General features: G+C 64.6%; 16 protein-coding genes. 9 read left to right on the top strand and 7 right to left on the bottom strand.

Annotated features, from left to right (window positions below):
* Positions 1–194 precede the first annotated feature (194 nt).
* From flgH to flgF, 4 genes are read right to left on the bottom strand one after another with little or no spacing between them, the layout of a single operon-like run.
* Positions 195–962, bottom strand: a complete 768-nt coding sequence (gene flgH / locus AC0L20_RS06320) for a flagellar basal body L-ring protein FlgH (RefSeq protein ID WP_456769147.1) — start codon at positions 960–962, stop codon at positions 195–197.
* A 3-nt stretch (positions 963–965) separates the two neighbouring features.
* The gene (gene flgA, locus AC0L20_RS06315) at positions 966–2,105 is read right to left on the bottom strand and encodes a flagellar basal body P-ring formation chaperone FlgA (protein ID WP_473287840.1); all 1,140 of its coding nucleotides are present in this window, start codon (positions 2,103–2,105) and stop codon (positions 966–968) included.
* 10 nt (positions 2,106–2,115) lie between these two features.
* On the bottom strand, positions 2,116–2,904 hold the full coding sequence (gene flgG, locus AC0L20_RS06310; RefSeq protein WP_007602131.1) for a flagellar basal-body rod protein FlgG: 789 nt from the start codon (positions 2,902–2,904) through the stop codon (positions 2,116–2,118).
* 16 nt (positions 2,905–2,920) lie between these two features.
* Complete coding sequence (gene flgF / locus AC0L20_RS06305) at positions 2,921–3,682, bottom strand: flagellar basal-body rod protein FlgF (RefSeq protein WP_456769149.1); 762 nt, start codon at positions 3,680–3,682, stop codon at positions 2,921–2,923.
* Positions 3,683–4,061: 379 nt separating this feature from the next.
* Between flgF and fliL the strand changes: the two genes are divergently transcribed.
* From fliL to AC0L20_RS06280, 5 genes are all read left to right on the top strand, one after another.
* A complete protein-coding gene (fliL, locus tag AC0L20_RS06300; RefSeq protein WP_247287339.1) occupies positions 4,062–4,562 on the top strand; it encodes a flagellar basal body-associated protein FliL in 501 nt (166 codons plus the stop codon).
* 19 nt (positions 4,563–4,581) lie between these two features.
* On the top strand, positions 4,582–5,784 hold the full coding sequence (gene fliM, locus AC0L20_RS06295; RefSeq protein WP_027567600.1) for a flagellar motor switch protein FliM: 1,203 nt from the start codon (positions 4,582–4,584) through the stop codon (positions 5,782–5,784).
* Positions 5,781–6,227: a DUF6468 domain-containing protein gene (locus AC0L20_RS06290; protein ID WP_473287839.1), complete on the top strand. Its 447-nt coding sequence runs from the start codon at positions 5,781–5,783 to the stop codon at positions 6,225–6,227. Before fliM ends, AC0L20_RS06290 begins: the two co-directional genes overlap by 4 nt.
* A gap of 9 nt (positions 6,228–6,236) precedes the next feature.
* Complete coding sequence (locus AC0L20_RS06285; RefSeq protein WP_247362564.1) at positions 6,237–6,995, top strand: MotE family protein; 759 nt, start codon at positions 6,237–6,239, stop codon at positions 6,993–6,995.
* Between the two features lie 101 nt (positions 6,996–7,096).
* On the top strand, positions 7,097–10,867 hold the full coding sequence (locus AC0L20_RS06280; RefSeq protein ID WP_473287838.1) for a tetratricopeptide repeat protein: 3,771 nt from the start codon (positions 7,097–7,099) through the stop codon (positions 10,865–10,867).
* A 165-nt stretch (positions 10,868–11,032) separates the two neighbouring features.
* Here AC0L20_RS06280 and AC0L20_RS06275 read toward each other — a convergent pair whose 3' ends face one another.
* The 3 genes from AC0L20_RS06275 to AC0L20_RS06265 all read right to left on the bottom strand — a co-directional run bounded on the left by AC0L20_RS06275 (position 11,033) and on the right by AC0L20_RS06265 (position 14,157).
* Complete coding sequence (locus tag AC0L20_RS06275) at positions 11,033–12,238, bottom strand: multidrug effflux MFS transporter (RefSeq protein ID WP_473287837.1); 1,206 nt, start codon at positions 12,236–12,238, stop codon at positions 11,033–11,035.
* A gap of 189 nt (positions 12,239–12,427) precedes the next feature.
* Positions 12,428–13,189 (bottom strand): flagellar type III secretion system pore protein FliP, encoded by a 762-nt coding sequence (gene fliP / locus AC0L20_RS06270; RefSeq protein ID WP_035994574.1) that lies wholly within the window; start codon positions 13,187–13,189, stop codon positions 12,428–12,430.
* Complete coding sequence (locus AC0L20_RS06265) at positions 13,186–14,157, bottom strand: flagellar biosynthetic protein FliO (protein ID WP_473287835.1); 972 nt, start codon at positions 14,155–14,157, stop codon at positions 13,186–13,188. Before AC0L20_RS06265 ends, fliP begins: the two co-directional genes overlap by 4 nt.
* A 350-nt stretch (positions 14,158–14,507) precedes the next feature.
* Between AC0L20_RS06265 and flgB the strand changes: the two genes are divergently transcribed.
* The 4 genes from flgB (at position 14,508) to fliQ (ending at position 16,118) form a co-directional block, all read left to right on the top strand.
* Entirely contained in the window at positions 14,508–14,912 is a 405-nt protein-coding gene (gene flgB / locus AC0L20_RS06260; RefSeq protein ID WP_027518914.1) for a flagellar basal body rod protein FlgB, read from the top strand.
* An 18-nt stretch (positions 14,913–14,930) separates the two neighbouring features.
* The gene (gene flgC / locus AC0L20_RS06255; RefSeq protein ID WP_027567607.1) at positions 14,931–15,356 is read left to right on the top strand and encodes a flagellar basal body rod protein FlgC; all 426 of its coding nucleotides are present in this window, start codon (positions 14,931–14,933) and stop codon (positions 15,354–15,356) included.
* A 16-nt stretch (positions 15,357–15,372) separates the two neighbouring features.
* On the top strand, positions 15,373–15,681 hold the full coding sequence (gene fliE / locus AC0L20_RS06250; protein ID WP_007612285.1) for a flagellar hook-basal body complex protein FliE: 309 nt from the start codon (positions 15,373–15,375) through the stop codon (positions 15,679–15,681).
* Between the two features lie 173 nt (positions 15,682–15,854).
* Complete coding sequence (gene fliQ, locus AC0L20_RS06245) at positions 15,855–16,118, top strand: flagellar biosynthesis protein FliQ (RefSeq protein WP_007612284.1); 264 nt, start codon at positions 15,855–15,857, stop codon at positions 16,116–16,118.
* Positions 16,119–16,132: the final 14 nt, after the last annotated feature.

Genomic DNA, 16,132 nt, shown 5'->3' with positions numbered 1-16,132 from the left:
GGATTGTTTCGCTGCGCTCGCAATGACGGAGGTTGGGGCCGCGGCGTCGCTACGATCGTGCACCTGGCCGGCTGTACGCAGCGGCACCATCGCCAAAATACATGCGGCCCTCGCCAGGGGAGCTAGCGAGGGCCGCGTTGTACATCGTCGTCCGCGCCTAGGTTCGCGAACACGATGTGGGAGCTCGGGAGAAGCTAGAAGGGCAGCAGCACGTCCATGACTTGCTGGCCGTAGCGCGGTTGCTGCACGTCCATGATCTGGCCGCGGCCGCCGTAGGCGATGCGGGCCTGCGCGATCTTAGTGGAATCGATGGTATTGTCGCTCTGGATGTCTTCGGGACGGACGATGCCGGCGACGATGAGCTCGCGGATTTCGTAGTTGACGCGGATTTCCTGCTTGCCTTCGACCACGAGGTTGCCGTTGGGCAGGACCTGGGTGACGACGGCCGCGACGTTGGTCTGTAACGCTTCCTTGCGGTCCACGCTTCCTTTGCCCTCGCTGGACGCGGTCGAGTCGGCGGTGAGGATACGGCCGGGCAAGACCTTCTGTGCTTGGGCGCCCAATGTCTTGGCGCCGATGAAGTCGGTGATTCCGGAATCTTCCTTGTTGGTGCGGCTGCGCTGGGTGTCGTTTTCGATATTGGCCTTGTCGGTGATGTTCACGGCCACGGTCAGCAGATCGCCGACCTGATGGGCGCGCTGGTCCTTGAAGAAGGCGCGGCTGCCGTTCCGCCACAGCGAGTTCGGATTGTAGGAGGCGACTTCCGGCTTCGGCATCGGCATCTGCACCGGCTTGTAACCGGGCTGCGTCGTCGGATTATCGATCGCCGACAATTTCGGCTGCTCGCCGATCTGCGACAGCCGGTCGATCGAGGAGCAGCCGCTCGCCAGCGTGCAAGTCGCCAGCAGCAGGGCAGAGATCGCGATGCGACGGGGCCGAAAAGCCGAACTGAACGTGGACATGACTTACTCTGACTTGGCTGGAGCTTGCGAGACGCGAACTTGCGGGATCTGGGCTTGCGCGATCTGCGCCGGGGATGCCGGGGTCTGGACCAGGTTCCGGACGAGGGCTGCGGTATCGACGGGGGCGGGCGCCTCGTCGCGCTTGAGCGAGGAGGTCTGCTCGACCGCGGCCGGCATCGGCGCGGCCTGGCTGGCGCCCTGGACCGTCACCTGGCCGCGGCCGGTGACGACGCCGCTCAGCGTGCGCTTGGTCTGCAGATTGAGCACGCTGATGGTGTCGCCCTCGGCGCCGCTCTCGATCGCCTTGCCGCGCGTGGTGAGGTAGATTCCGGGGACCTGGTAGATGACGGTGACGTTCTGGTCGCGCTGCACGAAGTCGGGCTTGACGATGTCGGCGACGCGGATCGGCGTCCCCGCCCGCATCGGCCGGCGGAGCTGCATGCCGAGCGTGCGATCGCGCGAGGCGGCCTCACCCGTGACCTCGGCCTTCGGTCGGCGCTCCACGGCGACGTCGGAGGCCTTCAGGAGATCGACACGATCGATGTCGCGCGTCAGCACGGCCACTTCCACCGTTTCGATCGCGGTACCGGTGAAACGCAGCTTGGTCGGTGCCGGATTGTTGTCGTTGTTGATCTCGAAGGCGATGTCGAAACGGCCGCTGCGGGCGTCGTAGCGCGTTGCGACTGGCTGCAGCACGCCGGTGTTGGAGGCATCCAACCGCATGTCGGCGATGCCGCGGTCGAACGTGACGGTGATGTTGGCGGCATCGCCAAGTCCAAAGCGGCGCTCGAGCGCCGTGGCGACGGCGGTTTCGAGGTCCTTGTTCGCGAGCGTGCGGGCGAGACGGGTGACCTGGACCTCCCTGATGTCGCCGGTCATGACGCCGATCACCTGCTTTGCGCGTAACACCGCCAGCACCTGGGCGACCGGTAGCGCACCGGTGGTGCCGAGATCGGGCGAGCGGTAGACCGGGATCAGCGCGGCCGAGCCGGCATTGTCGATGAGATCGCCGACCCGCACCACGTCCGAGGTCACGGTGATGCTCGCGCGCAGCGTCGGCGTCGCGATGAAGTCGTCGGCGGCCCGTGCGGGCAGCGCCAGCACGAGGAGAGCGGAGATGGTGGCGAGGGTGGTGCGGATCATCGTCATCACCTCAGCGGAACAACGCCGTGGTCGACTGCATCATCTGGTCGGCGGCGCTGATCACCTTGGCGTTCATCTCGTAGGCGCGCTGGGCGGCGATCAGGTCGCTCATTTCCGAGACGACGTCGACATTGGCCTGCTCGAGGCTGCTCTGGGTGATGTTGCCGAAACCTTCGGAGCTCGCGGTACCGTCCTGCGGCGGGCCGGAGGAGGGCGTCTCGGTGAACTGATTGTTGCCGACCGGCTGGAGGCCCGCCTTGTTGATGAATCGGGTCAGGCCGATCTGGCCCTGGACGGCCGAGGTCGACGAACCCGGCAGCGTCACCGAGACTTGGCCCTGCACGTTGATGGTGAGGCCCGAGGCGTTGTTCGGGATCGTGATCGTCGGTTGCACCGGGTTGCCCTGCGCGGTGACGATGCGGCCCTGATTGTCCATCTGGAAGGTGCCGTCGCGGGTGTACTGGTAGCTGCCGTCGGGCATCAGGATCTTGAAGAAGCCTTCGCCCGTGATGGCCATGTCGAGGTCGTTGCCGGTCTGCGACAGCGTGCCCTGGGTCATGCTGCGCGGGGTGCCGACGGTCTTGACGCCGCCGCCGATGTCGACGCCGACCGGCAGGATGGTGCCCTGGTCGGACGACTGGGCGCCGACGCGGCGGACGTGTTCGTAGATCAGGTCCTGGAACGCCGCGGTCTGCTTCTTGAAGCCGGTGGTGCGCAGGTTCGCGATGTTGTTGGAGATCACCTGAACGTTGAGTTCCTGTGCCGCCATTCCGGTTGCTGCGGTGTGAAGCGCCTGCATGTCAGTTCTCCCTCAATCAGGCCGGAACGTCGGCGAGCTTCTCGATCGCCGATTTGTGCATGTCACTCTGCTGCTGGAGCAGGGTGGCCATGGCGGTGTAGCTGCGCATGACCTCGACCATGCGGCTCATCTCGCCGACCGAGTTCACGTTCGACTTCTCGACATAGCCTTGCTGCACGGTCGACTTGGTGTCGGTCTGCGGGACCGCGGAGCCGATGTTGTAAAGGTTGGCGCCGAGCTTGGTCAGCTTGGCCGGATCGTCGAACGAGGCCATGCGGATCTTGCCGCGGATCGAGTCGTTCTTGGCCGTGCCCTCGAGCACCGTGACGGTGCCGTCCGGCGCGACGTTGATGTCGTGGTCGGTCGGCTGGAAGGTGATCGGGCCGCTGGTGCCCAGCACGAGGTTGCCGTCGGAGGTGACGAGCTGGCCGGTGCTGTTGAGCGAGAATTTGCCGTCGCGGGTGTAGCGCTCGGCGCCATTGGCCTGCACGGCGAAATAGGCGTTACCGCTGATCGCCATGTCGAGCGGATTCTTGGTCGGCTCCATCGGCCCCTGGCCGACGTCGCGGAAGGTGCCGCGATCCTGCACATAGGAGACCCGGCGGTCGGAGCCGACGAAATTGTCCTCACGCGCGTTCGAGTTGAGGTACTCCTCGAACAGCGAATGGTCGGCCTTGAAGCCGTTGGTGTTGGCGTTGGCGACGTTGTTGGCGATGACATCCATCTGCCGTTCCAACGTCATCTGTCGTGACAAGCCGATCAGAAGCGCGTTCTGCATCGGAAATCTCCCCTGAGTGAGATCCGCCAGCTCGCTCTCCCAAGCGCATTGGCCGATCCCGTGAACGAGACCTCGGGTTCTCCCAAACCCTGGGTCTCGATCCTTTCTCAGCGAAACTCGTGCCAAGCTGGAAAACTTTTCAATTTCAATATGTTGACTGTTTTTCGAGGGCACGGGGAGGCGGCAGAAAGGGTCTGTTAGCCATGTTTGCCCGGCAGATTTTTCCTAGCGAAGGCCCGATCGAAAGGTTCCGTTAACCATTATTACCGTAGCGTTTGGGCGTAAGAGGAGCACTGCGCTGGGGCATTTGTATCGCGTCACTGTCTGCCAGGAGCTTCGCTCTTTCGACCCCTTTGAGAGATGAGCGAGCGCGGCGATCATGGCAGAGAATGAAGCGGAAGGCGGCGCAGCCGCTGAGGGCGCGCAAGCCGCTCCGCCCAAGAACAAGTTCAAGCTGATGATCATGGCGGTAGGCCTGCTCGCCGTTCTCGGCGGCGGCGCCGCGACGTGGTTCTTCTTTTTCCGTCACGGCGACGACGAGCATCACGCCGAGGCGGCGCCTCCGCCGAAGCCGCCGTCTTTCGTCGAGGTTCCCGACATCATGGTCAACCTCGCCGGCGCGCCGGGCGAGCGCGTGCAATATCTGAAGCTCAAGATCGTGCTGGAGCTGAAGGAAGAGAAGCAGGTCGAGGCGATCAAGCCGACGATGCCGCGCATCACCGACATCTTCCAGACCTATGCGCGCGAGCTGCGCTCCTCCGACCTCAACGGTTCCGCCGGCATCTTCCGCCTCAAGGAAGAGCTGACCAAGCGCGTCAATGCCGCGGTCGCTCCGGTCCAGGTCAGCGCGGTGCTGTTCAAGGAAGTCGTGATCCAGTGAGCATGACGGGCTAGGGATCATGGCAGGCACCGACCAACCAGACCAGGATGCAATTGCCGCCCAATGGGAGGCCTCGCTCGATTCCGAGGATCCCGCCGAGGCCGCGAAGGCTGCTGCCGAAAACGAACTCTCGGAGACCATGGCCCTGCAATGGGCCGCCATGGTCGAGGATGGCAGCCGCGATCTCGGAGCCGGCAAGAATTCCGGCGAACGGGTGCTGTCGCAGGAGGAGATCGACAACCTCCTCGGCTTCGCGGTCGGCGACGTCACGCTCGACGACCATTCCGGCATTCGCGCCATCATCGATTCGGCGATGGTCTCCTACGAGCGTCTGCCGATGCTCGAAATCGTCTTCGACCGCCTGGTGCGATTGCTGACGACCTCCTTGCGCAATTTCACCTCCGACAACGTCGAAGTCTCGCTCGACCGCATCACCTCGGTGCGCTTCGGCGACTACATGAACTCGATCCCGCTGCCCGCCGTCCTCACCGTCTTCAAGGCCGAAGAGTGGGACAATTTCGGCATGGCCGTGGTCGATTCCAGCCTGATCTACTCGATGATCGACGTGCTGCTCGGCGGCCGCCGCGGCTCGAGCCAGCTCCGCATCGAGGGCCGGCCCTACACCACGATCGAGACAGAGTTGGTCAAGCGGCTGGTCGAGGTCGTCATGGCCGATGCCGAACAGGCGTTCAGGCCGCTGTCGCCGGTGACCTTCACCATCGACCGGCTCGAGACCAACCCGCGTTTCGCCGCGATCAGCCGTCCTGCCAACGCCGCGATCCTGGTGCGCCTGCGCATCGACATGGAAGATCGCGGCGGCAACATCGAGCTCCTGCTGCCTTACGCGACCATCGAGCCGATCCGGGGCGTCCTGCTCCAGATGTTTATGGGCGAAAAGTTCGGCCGCGACCAGATCTGGGAAGGTCATTTCGCCACCGAGATCGTCCAGGCCGAGATCTCCGTCGACGCCGTGCTCTACGAAGCCGACATCCCACTCAAGCAGCTGATGCGGCTGAAGGTCGGCGACACGCTGCCGCTGGACATGCGCGCGGATGCCAACGTCACCGTTCGCTGCGGCGACGTCACCATCACCGAGGGACGCATGGGCCGGGTCGGCGACCGCGTCGCGATACGGGTGACGAAACCCTTGCGCAAGCCAAGTACGACACTTGCGATGTTCGAAAAGGTCGACGAGCAGAACAAGATGATGGAGGCCCCATGAACCACTCCCTAGGAATGGCGATCGAGACGCTGGTGGCTATCCTGCTGATGCTGACCATCGTCTACTGCGTCACGCTCAACAAGCGACTGACGCGGCTGAAGGCGGACGAGCATTCGCTGAAGGCGGTGATCGGCGAGCTGATCACCGCAACCGAGATCGCCGAGCGCGCGATCGGCGGGCTGAAGCTCGCCGTGCGAGACGTCAACGAGAACCTCGGCAGCCAGCTCGCGTCGGCGACCCAGATGTCCGAGCAGCTCTACAAGCAGCTCGGCGAAGCCGACAACGTGGTGCGGCGGCTGTCCAAGATCGCAATCGCCGCGCGCCCCGTCACGAACCCGGAAATGGCCGCCGCGCCCGCAGCCAAGCCCTCGTCGGCGAAGGCGGTGGCGGCTGCGGCCGAAGCCTTCTCCGAACGCCGACGATCCAACGGTCTTGCCGCATAAAGTCAGAGTATGAAGTCTTTTCGCAACATCCGCGTCATTCCGATCGTGCTGGTTGCCGTCGCTGGCCTCGCCACGCTGAAGGTCACGGGTCTTGTGATCAATGGCGGCTATGTCTTCGACTACAAGCCGAGCCCGACCAAGAAGTCCTGGGCGCAGGAGAATCTGAACTTCCCGGCGAGCCGCGAAGATCCCGATATCACCGGATCGACCCATGGCGCGCCGAAGGAGGCGCCGAAGCCGGCCGCACCGGACACCAAGTCCGAAGGCGCGGCGGTCAAGGAGGAAGCCCAGCCGCAGATCTCCGCCTCGGAGCGCGCGATCCTGGAACGCCTGCAGTCGCGCCGCCAGGAGATCGAGGCCCGCCAGCGCGAGATCGACATCCGCGAGAGCCTGTTGAAATCCGCCGAGAAGCGTATCGAAAACAAGGTCGAGGAGATGAAGGCGGTAGAAACCCGTATCTCCGCGACGCAGGCCGAGCAGAAGGCCGCCGAAGCCCAGCGCATGAAGGGCCTCGTGACCATGTATGAGGGCATGAAACCCAAGGACGCCGCGCGAGTTTTTGACCGGCTCGAGATGGGCGTGCTGATCGAGATCGCCTCGCAGATCGCGCCGCGAAAAATGTCGGACATCATGGGATTGATGTCCCCGGAGGCCGCCGAGCGGCTGACGGTCGAGATGGCCCGTCGGGCCAATGGCGGCGGCGATCAGTCCGCCTCGGCCGGCGAGCTGCCCAAGATCGACGGCAAGCCGACGCAAAAGCCGAATTGAGGGCTCATACTTAAGAAGTCCTTAATTGCCAAAATCTACAGTCTGGGGCAGGGGCCGGCACCAACGCCGGCGTGGACGTCGAACCGGAAGTAATGCCGCCAATGGCGCGAGAGGCTGCCGCTGGATTTGTGTCGCGAGCCCGCGCCCTGGCGCGGAGGCTGTCGCGTCATGTCCGCGCGGCGCCGCTGCTGGCAGCCGGCCTGCTGATCGGCTTCACGGCGCCTGTCCGGGCGGCCGATGCTGTCCGGGGCGAGGCGACTTTCTCGGCCGGCGGCGGCTTTGCCCGTCTCGTGATCAAGCTCGGGGAGGACGTCCCCTCCGAGGTGACGACGGCCGGCTCCATTCTCGTCATCCGCTTCGACCGGGCGGTCGACGTGCCCGTCGACCGCGTCCCGGAAGGCGCGCCCGACTACGTCAACTCGGCGCGCCGCGATCCCGACGGCGGCGCCATCCGGCTGTCGCTGGCGCGGCGCGTCACCGTCAACACCATGAATGCCGGCGAACGTACCTTCATCGACCTCTTGCCGGAGGGTTGGAAGGGGCCGCCGCCGAGTCTGCCGATGGACGTGGTCAAGGAACTCGCCGAACGCGCGCGCGTCGCCGAACGCGCGCTGCGCGCCCAGCGCGCCGCGGCGGAGAGCAAGAAGCGTCCGCAGATCCGCGTGCGCGCCTCGGTGCAGCCGACCTTCGTCCGCTTCGTGTTCGAGATGCCCGACGGCGTCGGCGTGTCCTCCGTGCTCAACGAGCAGAAGCTCACGCTCGCCTTCAACGCCAACCTCAATTTCGATCTGGCGGACGCGGTCGTCGCAGCGCCGCCGAACGTCGCCTCGATCAAGCAGAAAGGCGACATCGACCAGACCAGCGTCGAGATCGCGCTGATCGGCGATTCCGACGTGCATTCGTTCCGCGACGAGAAGAACTACGTCGTCGACATCTCCTTCCAGCCGGACAAGGGCAAGATGGCCAATTCGGCCGAGGCTGCGATCGCGCAGGCCAAGCCCGCCGCCCATGGACCGGCGCCTGCGCCTGAAAAGCCTGCGGCCGAGAAGCCGAAGGACGCGCAGCGCGAGATCGCGCCGCCGACGTCCGAGATGATCGCGCGCGAAGCCAGGATCGACGTCAAGCCCGAGGTGAAGGCGGAAGCGCCCGCCGCCATGTCGCCATCTGAAGCGCCGAAATCGATGCCCGCTCCTGCGGCCGAAGCTGCGCACGTTGCGCAAGCGCCAAAGGAGGCGCCCAAGGAAGTTTCAAAGACGGTGGCGCCAGTTGCAGAAACTGCGGTCGCGTCCGCCAAGCCCGTCATGGCCGAAGCGCCTCAAGAGGTCGTGAAGGAAGCTGCCAAGGAACCCGTCAAGGAACCCGTCAAGGAGCCGGTCACGGAGGCCGTCAAGGCTGCTCCAGCAGAGGCGCCCGCAGCTCCGCAGCCGAGTGGTGCCAGCGTCGATGTCCGCCGCGACAGCGACGGCCTGCGCGTGACCTTCCCGCTTCAGGTCGCAACGCCTGCGGCGGCGTTCCGCCGTGGCGATACCGTCTGGCTGGTGTTCGATACGGCGAAGCCGATCGACGTTGAGGCGATCCGCACCAGGGGCGGTGCGATGATCGGGGAAGTCGGCCGCGTCCCGCTGGAGAAGGGACAGGCGGTGCGCATCCGTCTCACCCGGCCGCTGGTCTATTCGCTGACGAGCGAGGAGGTCGGCAAGCAGACCAACTGGCTCTTGACCCTCGCCGACAAGATCCAGGCGACGCCGCTGCCGCTGATGATCTCGCGCAACATCACCGACCCGGCGCTTGCCAACATCGCGATCCCCTTCGCCAATCCGGGGCTCCTGCACAAGCTCACCGATCCCGATGCCGGCGACACGCTCTACGTCATCACCGCGCAGCGGCCGGTGCGCGGCTTCATCAAGCGGCAGGATCTCGTTGATCTCGCGCTGCTGGAATCCGCGCATGGCATCGCGATCCGACCGAATTCCGACGAGGTCGGCGTCGAGGTCGGGGCCGACAAGGTCATCCTCGGCAAGAAGGGTGGGCTGACGCTGTCGCCGGTCGACATCTCGGCCGAGCGCGCGCCGACCGCGGTGCGGCCGGTCTTCAGCCCCGAAGGTTGGCGCAAGGGCCAGTCGGAAAATTTCATAGCGCGCCAGAACGAGCTGATCACGGCGATCTCCAACGTCGAACCGGCGATGCGTTCGCTGCCGCGGCTCGACCTCGCGCAATTCTACATGTCGCGCGCGATGTATCACGAGGCCAAGGCCGTTACCGAATTGATGCTGGCCGATCCTCTCAACAAGGAGGAGAGCGGTGCGCTGATCATGCATGCGATCGCGAGCATCCTGATCGGCCGGCCGGCGCAGGGCCTGAAGGACCTCGCCAACCCCGTGATCGGCAACAGCCACGATTCACAGCTCTGGAAAGCGCTCGCCTATGCGCGCCAGGGCAAATGGGCGGATGCGCGCGAGAAGTTCAAGAACGTCGAATTCGCCATCGCCTCGCTGCCGCTCGACATCCAGCGCATCGTGACGATGGAGGCGATGCGGGCTTCGCTCGAGGTGAAGGACTATGCCGGCGCCTCCAAGCGCCGCAGCGAGCTCGAGGTGGTCGGCGTCTCGCCCGAGGCCGCGCCCGGCTTTGCCGTGCTGCGCGGCCGGCTCGCCGAGGCGCTCGGCCACGACAAGGACGCGCTCGACGACTACAAGTTCGCGGTCGGCTCGTCCGACCGGCCGGCTGCGGCCGAGGCCAAGCAGCTCGAGGTCGCGCTGCGGCAGAAGCGCGACGAGATCGGCAAGGAAGACGCGCTGCGCGAGCTCGAAACGCTCTCGATGACCTGGCGCGGCGACTCGATCGAGGTCAAGACGCTCCAGATGCTGTCGCAGATGTTTGCCGAGAACGGGCGCTACCGGGACGCGCTCACCGCGGCGCGTACCGCGACAAAGCTGCAGCCGAACGCGGAAGCCTCGCGCCAGGCGCAGGACCTCGCGTCCGACCTGTTCACGCAGATCTTCCTGGGGCCCAAGGGCGACGAGCTGCCGCCGATCGAAGCGCTGGGGATGTTCTACGAGTTCCGCGAGCTGACGCCGATCGGCCGTCGCGGCGACGAACTGATCCGACGCCTCTCCGACCGTCTCGCCTCGATCGATCTGCTCGACCAGGCCGCCGAGCTCCTGCAATACCAGGTGGACCATCGCCTCGAAGGCGCGGCGCGTGCACAAGTCGCCGCACGCCTGTCCATGATCTATCTCGCCAACCGCAGACCCGACATGGCGATCACGGCGTTGCGCGCGAGCCGTATCAGCGACCTCTCAGGCGAGCTCAGGCAGCAACGCCTGCTGCTGGAGGCGCGTGCCCAGAGCGACGTCGGCCGCCACGATCTCGCGCTCGACATCGTCTCCAACGTTACGGGGCGCGAAGTGCTGCGCCTACGCTCCGACATCTTCTGGGCGGCGCGGCGTTGGCGTGAATCCGCCGAGCAGATCGAGCTTTATTACGGCGAGCGCTTCCGCGACTTCAAGCCGCTCAACGCGGTGGAGAAAAGCGACATCATCCGCGCCGCCGTCGGTTATGCGCTCGCCGACGACTCGATCGGCATGTCGCGCTTCCGCGAGAAATATGCGCCGCTGATGAGCGAGAGCGCCGATCGGCTCGCCTTCGACATCGCGAGCAAACCGACCGGTGCCTCCAGCGCCGAATTTGCCGATATAGCCAAGCTGGCTGCCAGCGTCGACACGCTCGATGGCTTCCTGCGCGAGATGAAGCAGCGCTTCCCCGATGCCACCGCCCGCGCGCCGGCCTCGCCGCAGGCCAAGGACGAATCTGATCACACCGGCTCGCTGCCCACGATCCCGGTGGTGCGGCAGATCAAGATGACGCAGTAGGATCGCTGCTCCTTCTGGGCCTCGCGAGAGGTGTCCGTGAGCAAGCTCCTCGAAGTGACGGGCAGGGGCCGAAGACGATCGCCCAGGGGCGCGTACTCATCAACCTGATCAGCCCGCGTGGAGAAACAGCGAAGCAGCTAAGGCCAGCAAGCGACGTTAACGGGCTTAATGGAGCTTTATCCGCACCTGATAAATTGCCGAGCCCAAAGTCGACGCAAGCACAAGCACAAGACCAAGCCCGATCATAGGGTTCCTTGCGATCACCGCCGCAAGCGATACGCCCAGCGCAGCAGCCAACATCTGCCAGAAACCCAACAGGGCCGAGGCAGCACCGGCGCGATCGCCGAACGGCGAAAGAGCTTGCGCGCTGCAGAGCGGATTGACCATGCCCATGCCTAGCAGGAATACGCATGCGCCGACAAGAAATGGCAAAAAGCGCCCGTCGAAAAGCGCGAATAGCAACACCATGCCGCCGCCGACACAGGCCAGCGCGAGACCGATGCAAATCGATCGGTCGAGACCAAGGTGCGGAACAATTTTTGTAGCGATAATGCCAGCGCTAAAGACGATCATGACAGTGCCTGCGAAGAACAGGCCGAGTTGCATGGGTGTGAAGTCGAGGCCTTCTATCAAGACACGCGGCAATGCCGAAAACATTGCAAACAGCGCACCTAAGATGAGGCTAACAGTTGCGGCAGGAACCACGAAACGGCGGTCAGTCGATAGCGACCAGTAATTCTTGGCGATCGTCGAGGAATTGAACTCGGCGCGCGGGCCGTGGTGCGTTTCTCCGAAAGCCGCAAGAAATGCTGAAGCGGCGACGACGGCGAAGATTCCGACGAACACAAATGCTGAACGCCAGCCAAAAAAATGATCGAGCGCGCCACCGACCAGGGGCGAGAATCCGGGCGCTGCTGCCATCGCAACCATAACAAAGGTGAGCACGCGGGCTAGCTTTTCGCCCTGAAAAAGATCTCTTGCGATGGCTCGCGAAAGGACAGACGTGGCACATGCGCCACCGGCCTGCACAACGCGGCCAATCAATAGTGCCGCCAAATCATTGGCTAACGCGCACCATATGCTACCTGCGAAAAATACAGCAAACCCGATCATCACGGGTACGCGCCGGCCGAAACGATCCGACAACGGGCCGACAACAAGTTGTCCGACCGCGAACATGGCGAGGAATATGGTGATAGCTGACGTTACCTGAGCGCTGGAGACGCCTACCGCGACGGCGATACTCGGTAGCGAAGGCAACAGAATGTTGGTGGCCAACGTGCCACTCGCAGACAACGCAGCAAGAACGGCGACCTGAAGACCAAGCGGCACGACTCGAGTGAGCGGACGGTCTTCGACGTTGCTGATCATAAGCCGCTTCGGATCAATGGATGATAACCATCATATCAACCACCCATTGAATGCGCAACCTGAGCATAGTGCGGTATGTCACGAACCGCCGAACGCGCTCACGGTGGCAGGCTTTCCCCTTGCGCTGGCAAGCTCAAGTGCACGCCTACGAGCCTTGGGTCAGAGAGGATGAGGGCACCCCCGGGCCCGCTACCCCCCGTAACTCTGCACCAGGCTCCCTGCCACCAGCGACCAGCCGTCGACCAGCACGAAGAAGATCAGCTTGAACGGCAGCGAGATGGTTGCCGGCGGCAGCATCATCATGCCCATCGACATCAGCACGGAGGCGACGACGAGATCGATGATCAGGAAGGGAAGGAACAGCAGAAAACCGATCTCGAAAGCACGCTTCAGCTCCGAGATCATGAAGGCGGGGACGAGGATGCGTAAGCCGAGCTCGTCGGGAGTGGCGGGCGGCGGCTCGCCGGAGAGATCCAGGAACAGCTTGAGGTCCTTCTCGCGCACGTTCTTCTGCATGAAGCCGCGCAGGGGGACGGAGGCGCGCTGAAGGGCGTCCTCGACGCCGAGCTGATTGGCGACGAGCGGACGGATGCCTTCGTCGTAGGATTTTTGCAGGACGGGTCCCATCACGAAGAAGGTGAGGAACATCGCCAGCGCGATGATCACCGAGTTCGGCGGGGCGGTCGCGGTGCCCATTGCGGTGCGCAGCAGCGACAGCACGACCACGATGCGCGTGAACGAGGTCATCATGATCAGGATCGACGGGGCGATCGACAGCACGGTGAGCAGCGCGATCAGCTGGATCGCGCGCTCGGTGACGCCGCCACCGCCAGCGCCTCCGCCGCCGAGATTGATGCTGATGTCCTGCGCATGCGCCGGCATCGCGAGCGAAGCCGCGCCGATCAGGACAGAAAGAAGAAAAACTCTACGCGGGAGGGCCGGCAGCCTCACGAAGACGGCTTCGGACGGCCGAGCAACGAGGCCATCTCGTCTTCGAGATTTTCAAAGCTGGTCTTTTCCGGGGCCGGCTTTGCGGGAGTGGCCGGTGGTGCCGGCGGCTCGCTGCGGGCCACACGCGGAGGAGCGGCCGGGGGCTCCGGGGCGACCGGAGGAGCAAGTGTCTCGCCGGCGGGGCGGCGCAGCGCAGCTTCGAGCCGCTGCGCCATCTCGGCGAGATTCTGCTCGGCGCTCGATGGCGCCGCAGGAGCGGGCGCCGGCGGCGGAACGGGCGGAGCCTGCGGCACAGGCGGAGGAGGCGCGGCGACGCGCTCGGCGCGCACCGGAGGCGCCTTCACCGGCTCGCTCTGGCGCGGCGGACGCGGCATCAGAGGGGGTTCGTTGCGCGCAACGCGCGGCGGAACAGGTTCGGGACGCAGCTCGCGCTCGGGGCGCGGCGCGATCGGCTCGGAGGTGAAGCCGCCCAATGGCGGCTCGCTGCGGCGTTCGGCCATCGCGGCAGCCGGCCGGCGCACTTCGTCGGCGAAGGAGGGGCGCGTGGGCCGCGGTGGCGGCTCGGGCATGTGCGGCTCGGGATGGTCGAGCAGCTCGGGCCGCGGTGCTTCGTCGGCCCAGCTGCTGGTATCATGCATCGGCGCAAGACGCGGTGGCTCGGCGGCATTGGGACGCTGCGGGAGCTGGTCGCGGCCGGGCGCTGCGCGCACGATGTTGGGTTCGACGACGATGTCGGTGGGGCCGCCGATCATCAGCAGATGCTCGACATTGTCGCGCCGGACGAGCACCAGGCGGCGGCGGCCGTCGACCGCGGCGGCATCGATCACGGCGAGTCGGGGCATCCGGCCGCGCTGGGTGTTGGCGCCGAGCCGGCTGGTGGCGAATCGGCGAACCAGCCATGCAGCGACGCCGATCAACGCCAGAACGACGATGAACGCGACGATGAAGGTGATAGGGCTGCCTTGCATACTTGTCCCCGACAAATGGCGCTTGTCTCGGGCCGGTGGTCAGATGCGCCAACCACCGGCTTACGTTGCCCCAAACTGCGATTTCTTAACGTCCCACGGCAAGTTTTGCCGTCCCCAACTCTTAATAACCCATGAATCGCTCGATCCAAAACGACTTCTTGGCCTGTGCACGCGCCGCCAAGCGGTTGGGTTAATGCCGCTTTTGGAGGCGTAGAATCACGGGGCGCGCGCATCCTTGTCCCGGCGGGGGACAACTGCCTACGACCTCCTTAACCAGCTGTTAACCATACAGGCGGCAAATTCTGCCTAGCTTCGGACCCGGGTCCTGCGAGGCGGAAGGAGCCGCAACGATGTCCATCAACGATCTTCCGGTGCTCTCGGCGCTTCGCACCAAGATGCAATGGCACCAGGAGCGCCAGCGCGTCCTGTCCGAGAACGTCTCCAATTCCGACACGCCCAAATTCCGGCCGCGCGACTTGGTCGAGCCGAAGCTGGACAAGGCCGGGGCCGTTACGGGTTCGATGGGCCCCTTGGCGCTTACCCGCACCAGCGGTTCCCACATGGCGCCGTCAGGCGCGGCCTCCGGATTCGACCAGAACAAGAATGCGGGTTTTGAGACCCGCCCCGCGGGCAACGCCGTCAATCTCGAAGAGGAGATGATGAAGGCCGCCAGCAACCAGATGGATTATGCGGCGGCGACCTCGCTCTATTCGAAGAGCCTGCACCTGCTCAAGACCGCGATCGGCAAAGGCTAGAGCTAGAGGAAGCGCATCATGGCGAATGACAGCAGCGACTTTGCCCGTTCGATGGCGATCGCGACCTCCGGTCTGCGGGCGCAGGCCGGGCGCATGCGGGTGATCTCCGAGAACATCGCGAACGCGGATTCGACCTCACAGAGCGCCGGCGGCGATCCCTACCGGCGCAAGGTGCCGACCTTCTCCTCCGCGCTCGACCGTACACTCGACGCGCAGGTCGTCACCCTCGGCAGGATCAAGCCCGACCAGTCCAATTTCCGCACCAAATACGAGCCGAACAATCCGGCGGCGGATGCGACCGGCAACGTCAAATATCCCAACGTGAACTCGGTGGTCGAGATGACCGACATGCGCGACGCGCAGCGGTCGTACGAGGCCAATCTCAATATCATCAGCGCGACGCGCCGGATGATCCAGCGCACCCTCGACATCCTCAAGAGCTGAACAGGACATTTGAACCATGGCAACACCGACAATTGCCGCCAACGCCTATGCAAACCTCGCTCGCGTGCTGGAGAACAGCGGCGCCGGCAAGGGCAGCGAGCCGAGCGGCCAGTCCTTCGCCTCCCTTCTGAAAGACACTGTCGGCAGCGTCCTGGAGTCCGGCCGCAAATCCGATGCGCAGACGGTGGCGATGGCCGCCGGCAAGGCCAACGTGATGGACGTGGTGACGGCGGTGGCAGACACCGATGTCGCCGTGTCCACGCTGGTCTCGGTCCGCGACCGCGTGATCGCGGCCTATGAAGACATCATGAAGATGCCGATCTGATTTTTGGCGCTCGCGCCCGCCCCAACCGTCAATGCGAGCGCCGCGAAGAAATCCAGAGTCTTTCCGAAGCGGCAGTCTGGATTGCTTCGCTACGCTCGCAATGACCGGGGATAGGCCTTCGCATCGCTCACAAGAGCGGTGGGAGGCGAGGAATAAGACAAAGGAACTGCGAAATGACCGGACCGGAAACCCTCGACGTCGCGCGTGATGCGATCTGGACCATCGTGATCGTGTCGTCGCCCCTGATGGTGGTCGGCCTCGTGGTCGGCGTCGTCGTGTCGCTGTTCCAGGCGCTGACGCAGATCCAGGAGCAGACGCTGATCTACGTGCCAAAGATCCTGGCGATCTTTGCCACAATGCTGTTGGCCTTGCCGTTCATGGCCGACGCGCTGCATTCCCACATGCTGCGGATATCGTCGCGAATCATCGGCGGCTGAGGCACTATGCGCCC

It is taken from the genome of Bradyrhizobium sp. Kon58 (assembly GCF_055807455.1).
This window is presented reverse-complemented; position numbering and strand designations above follow the sequence as displayed.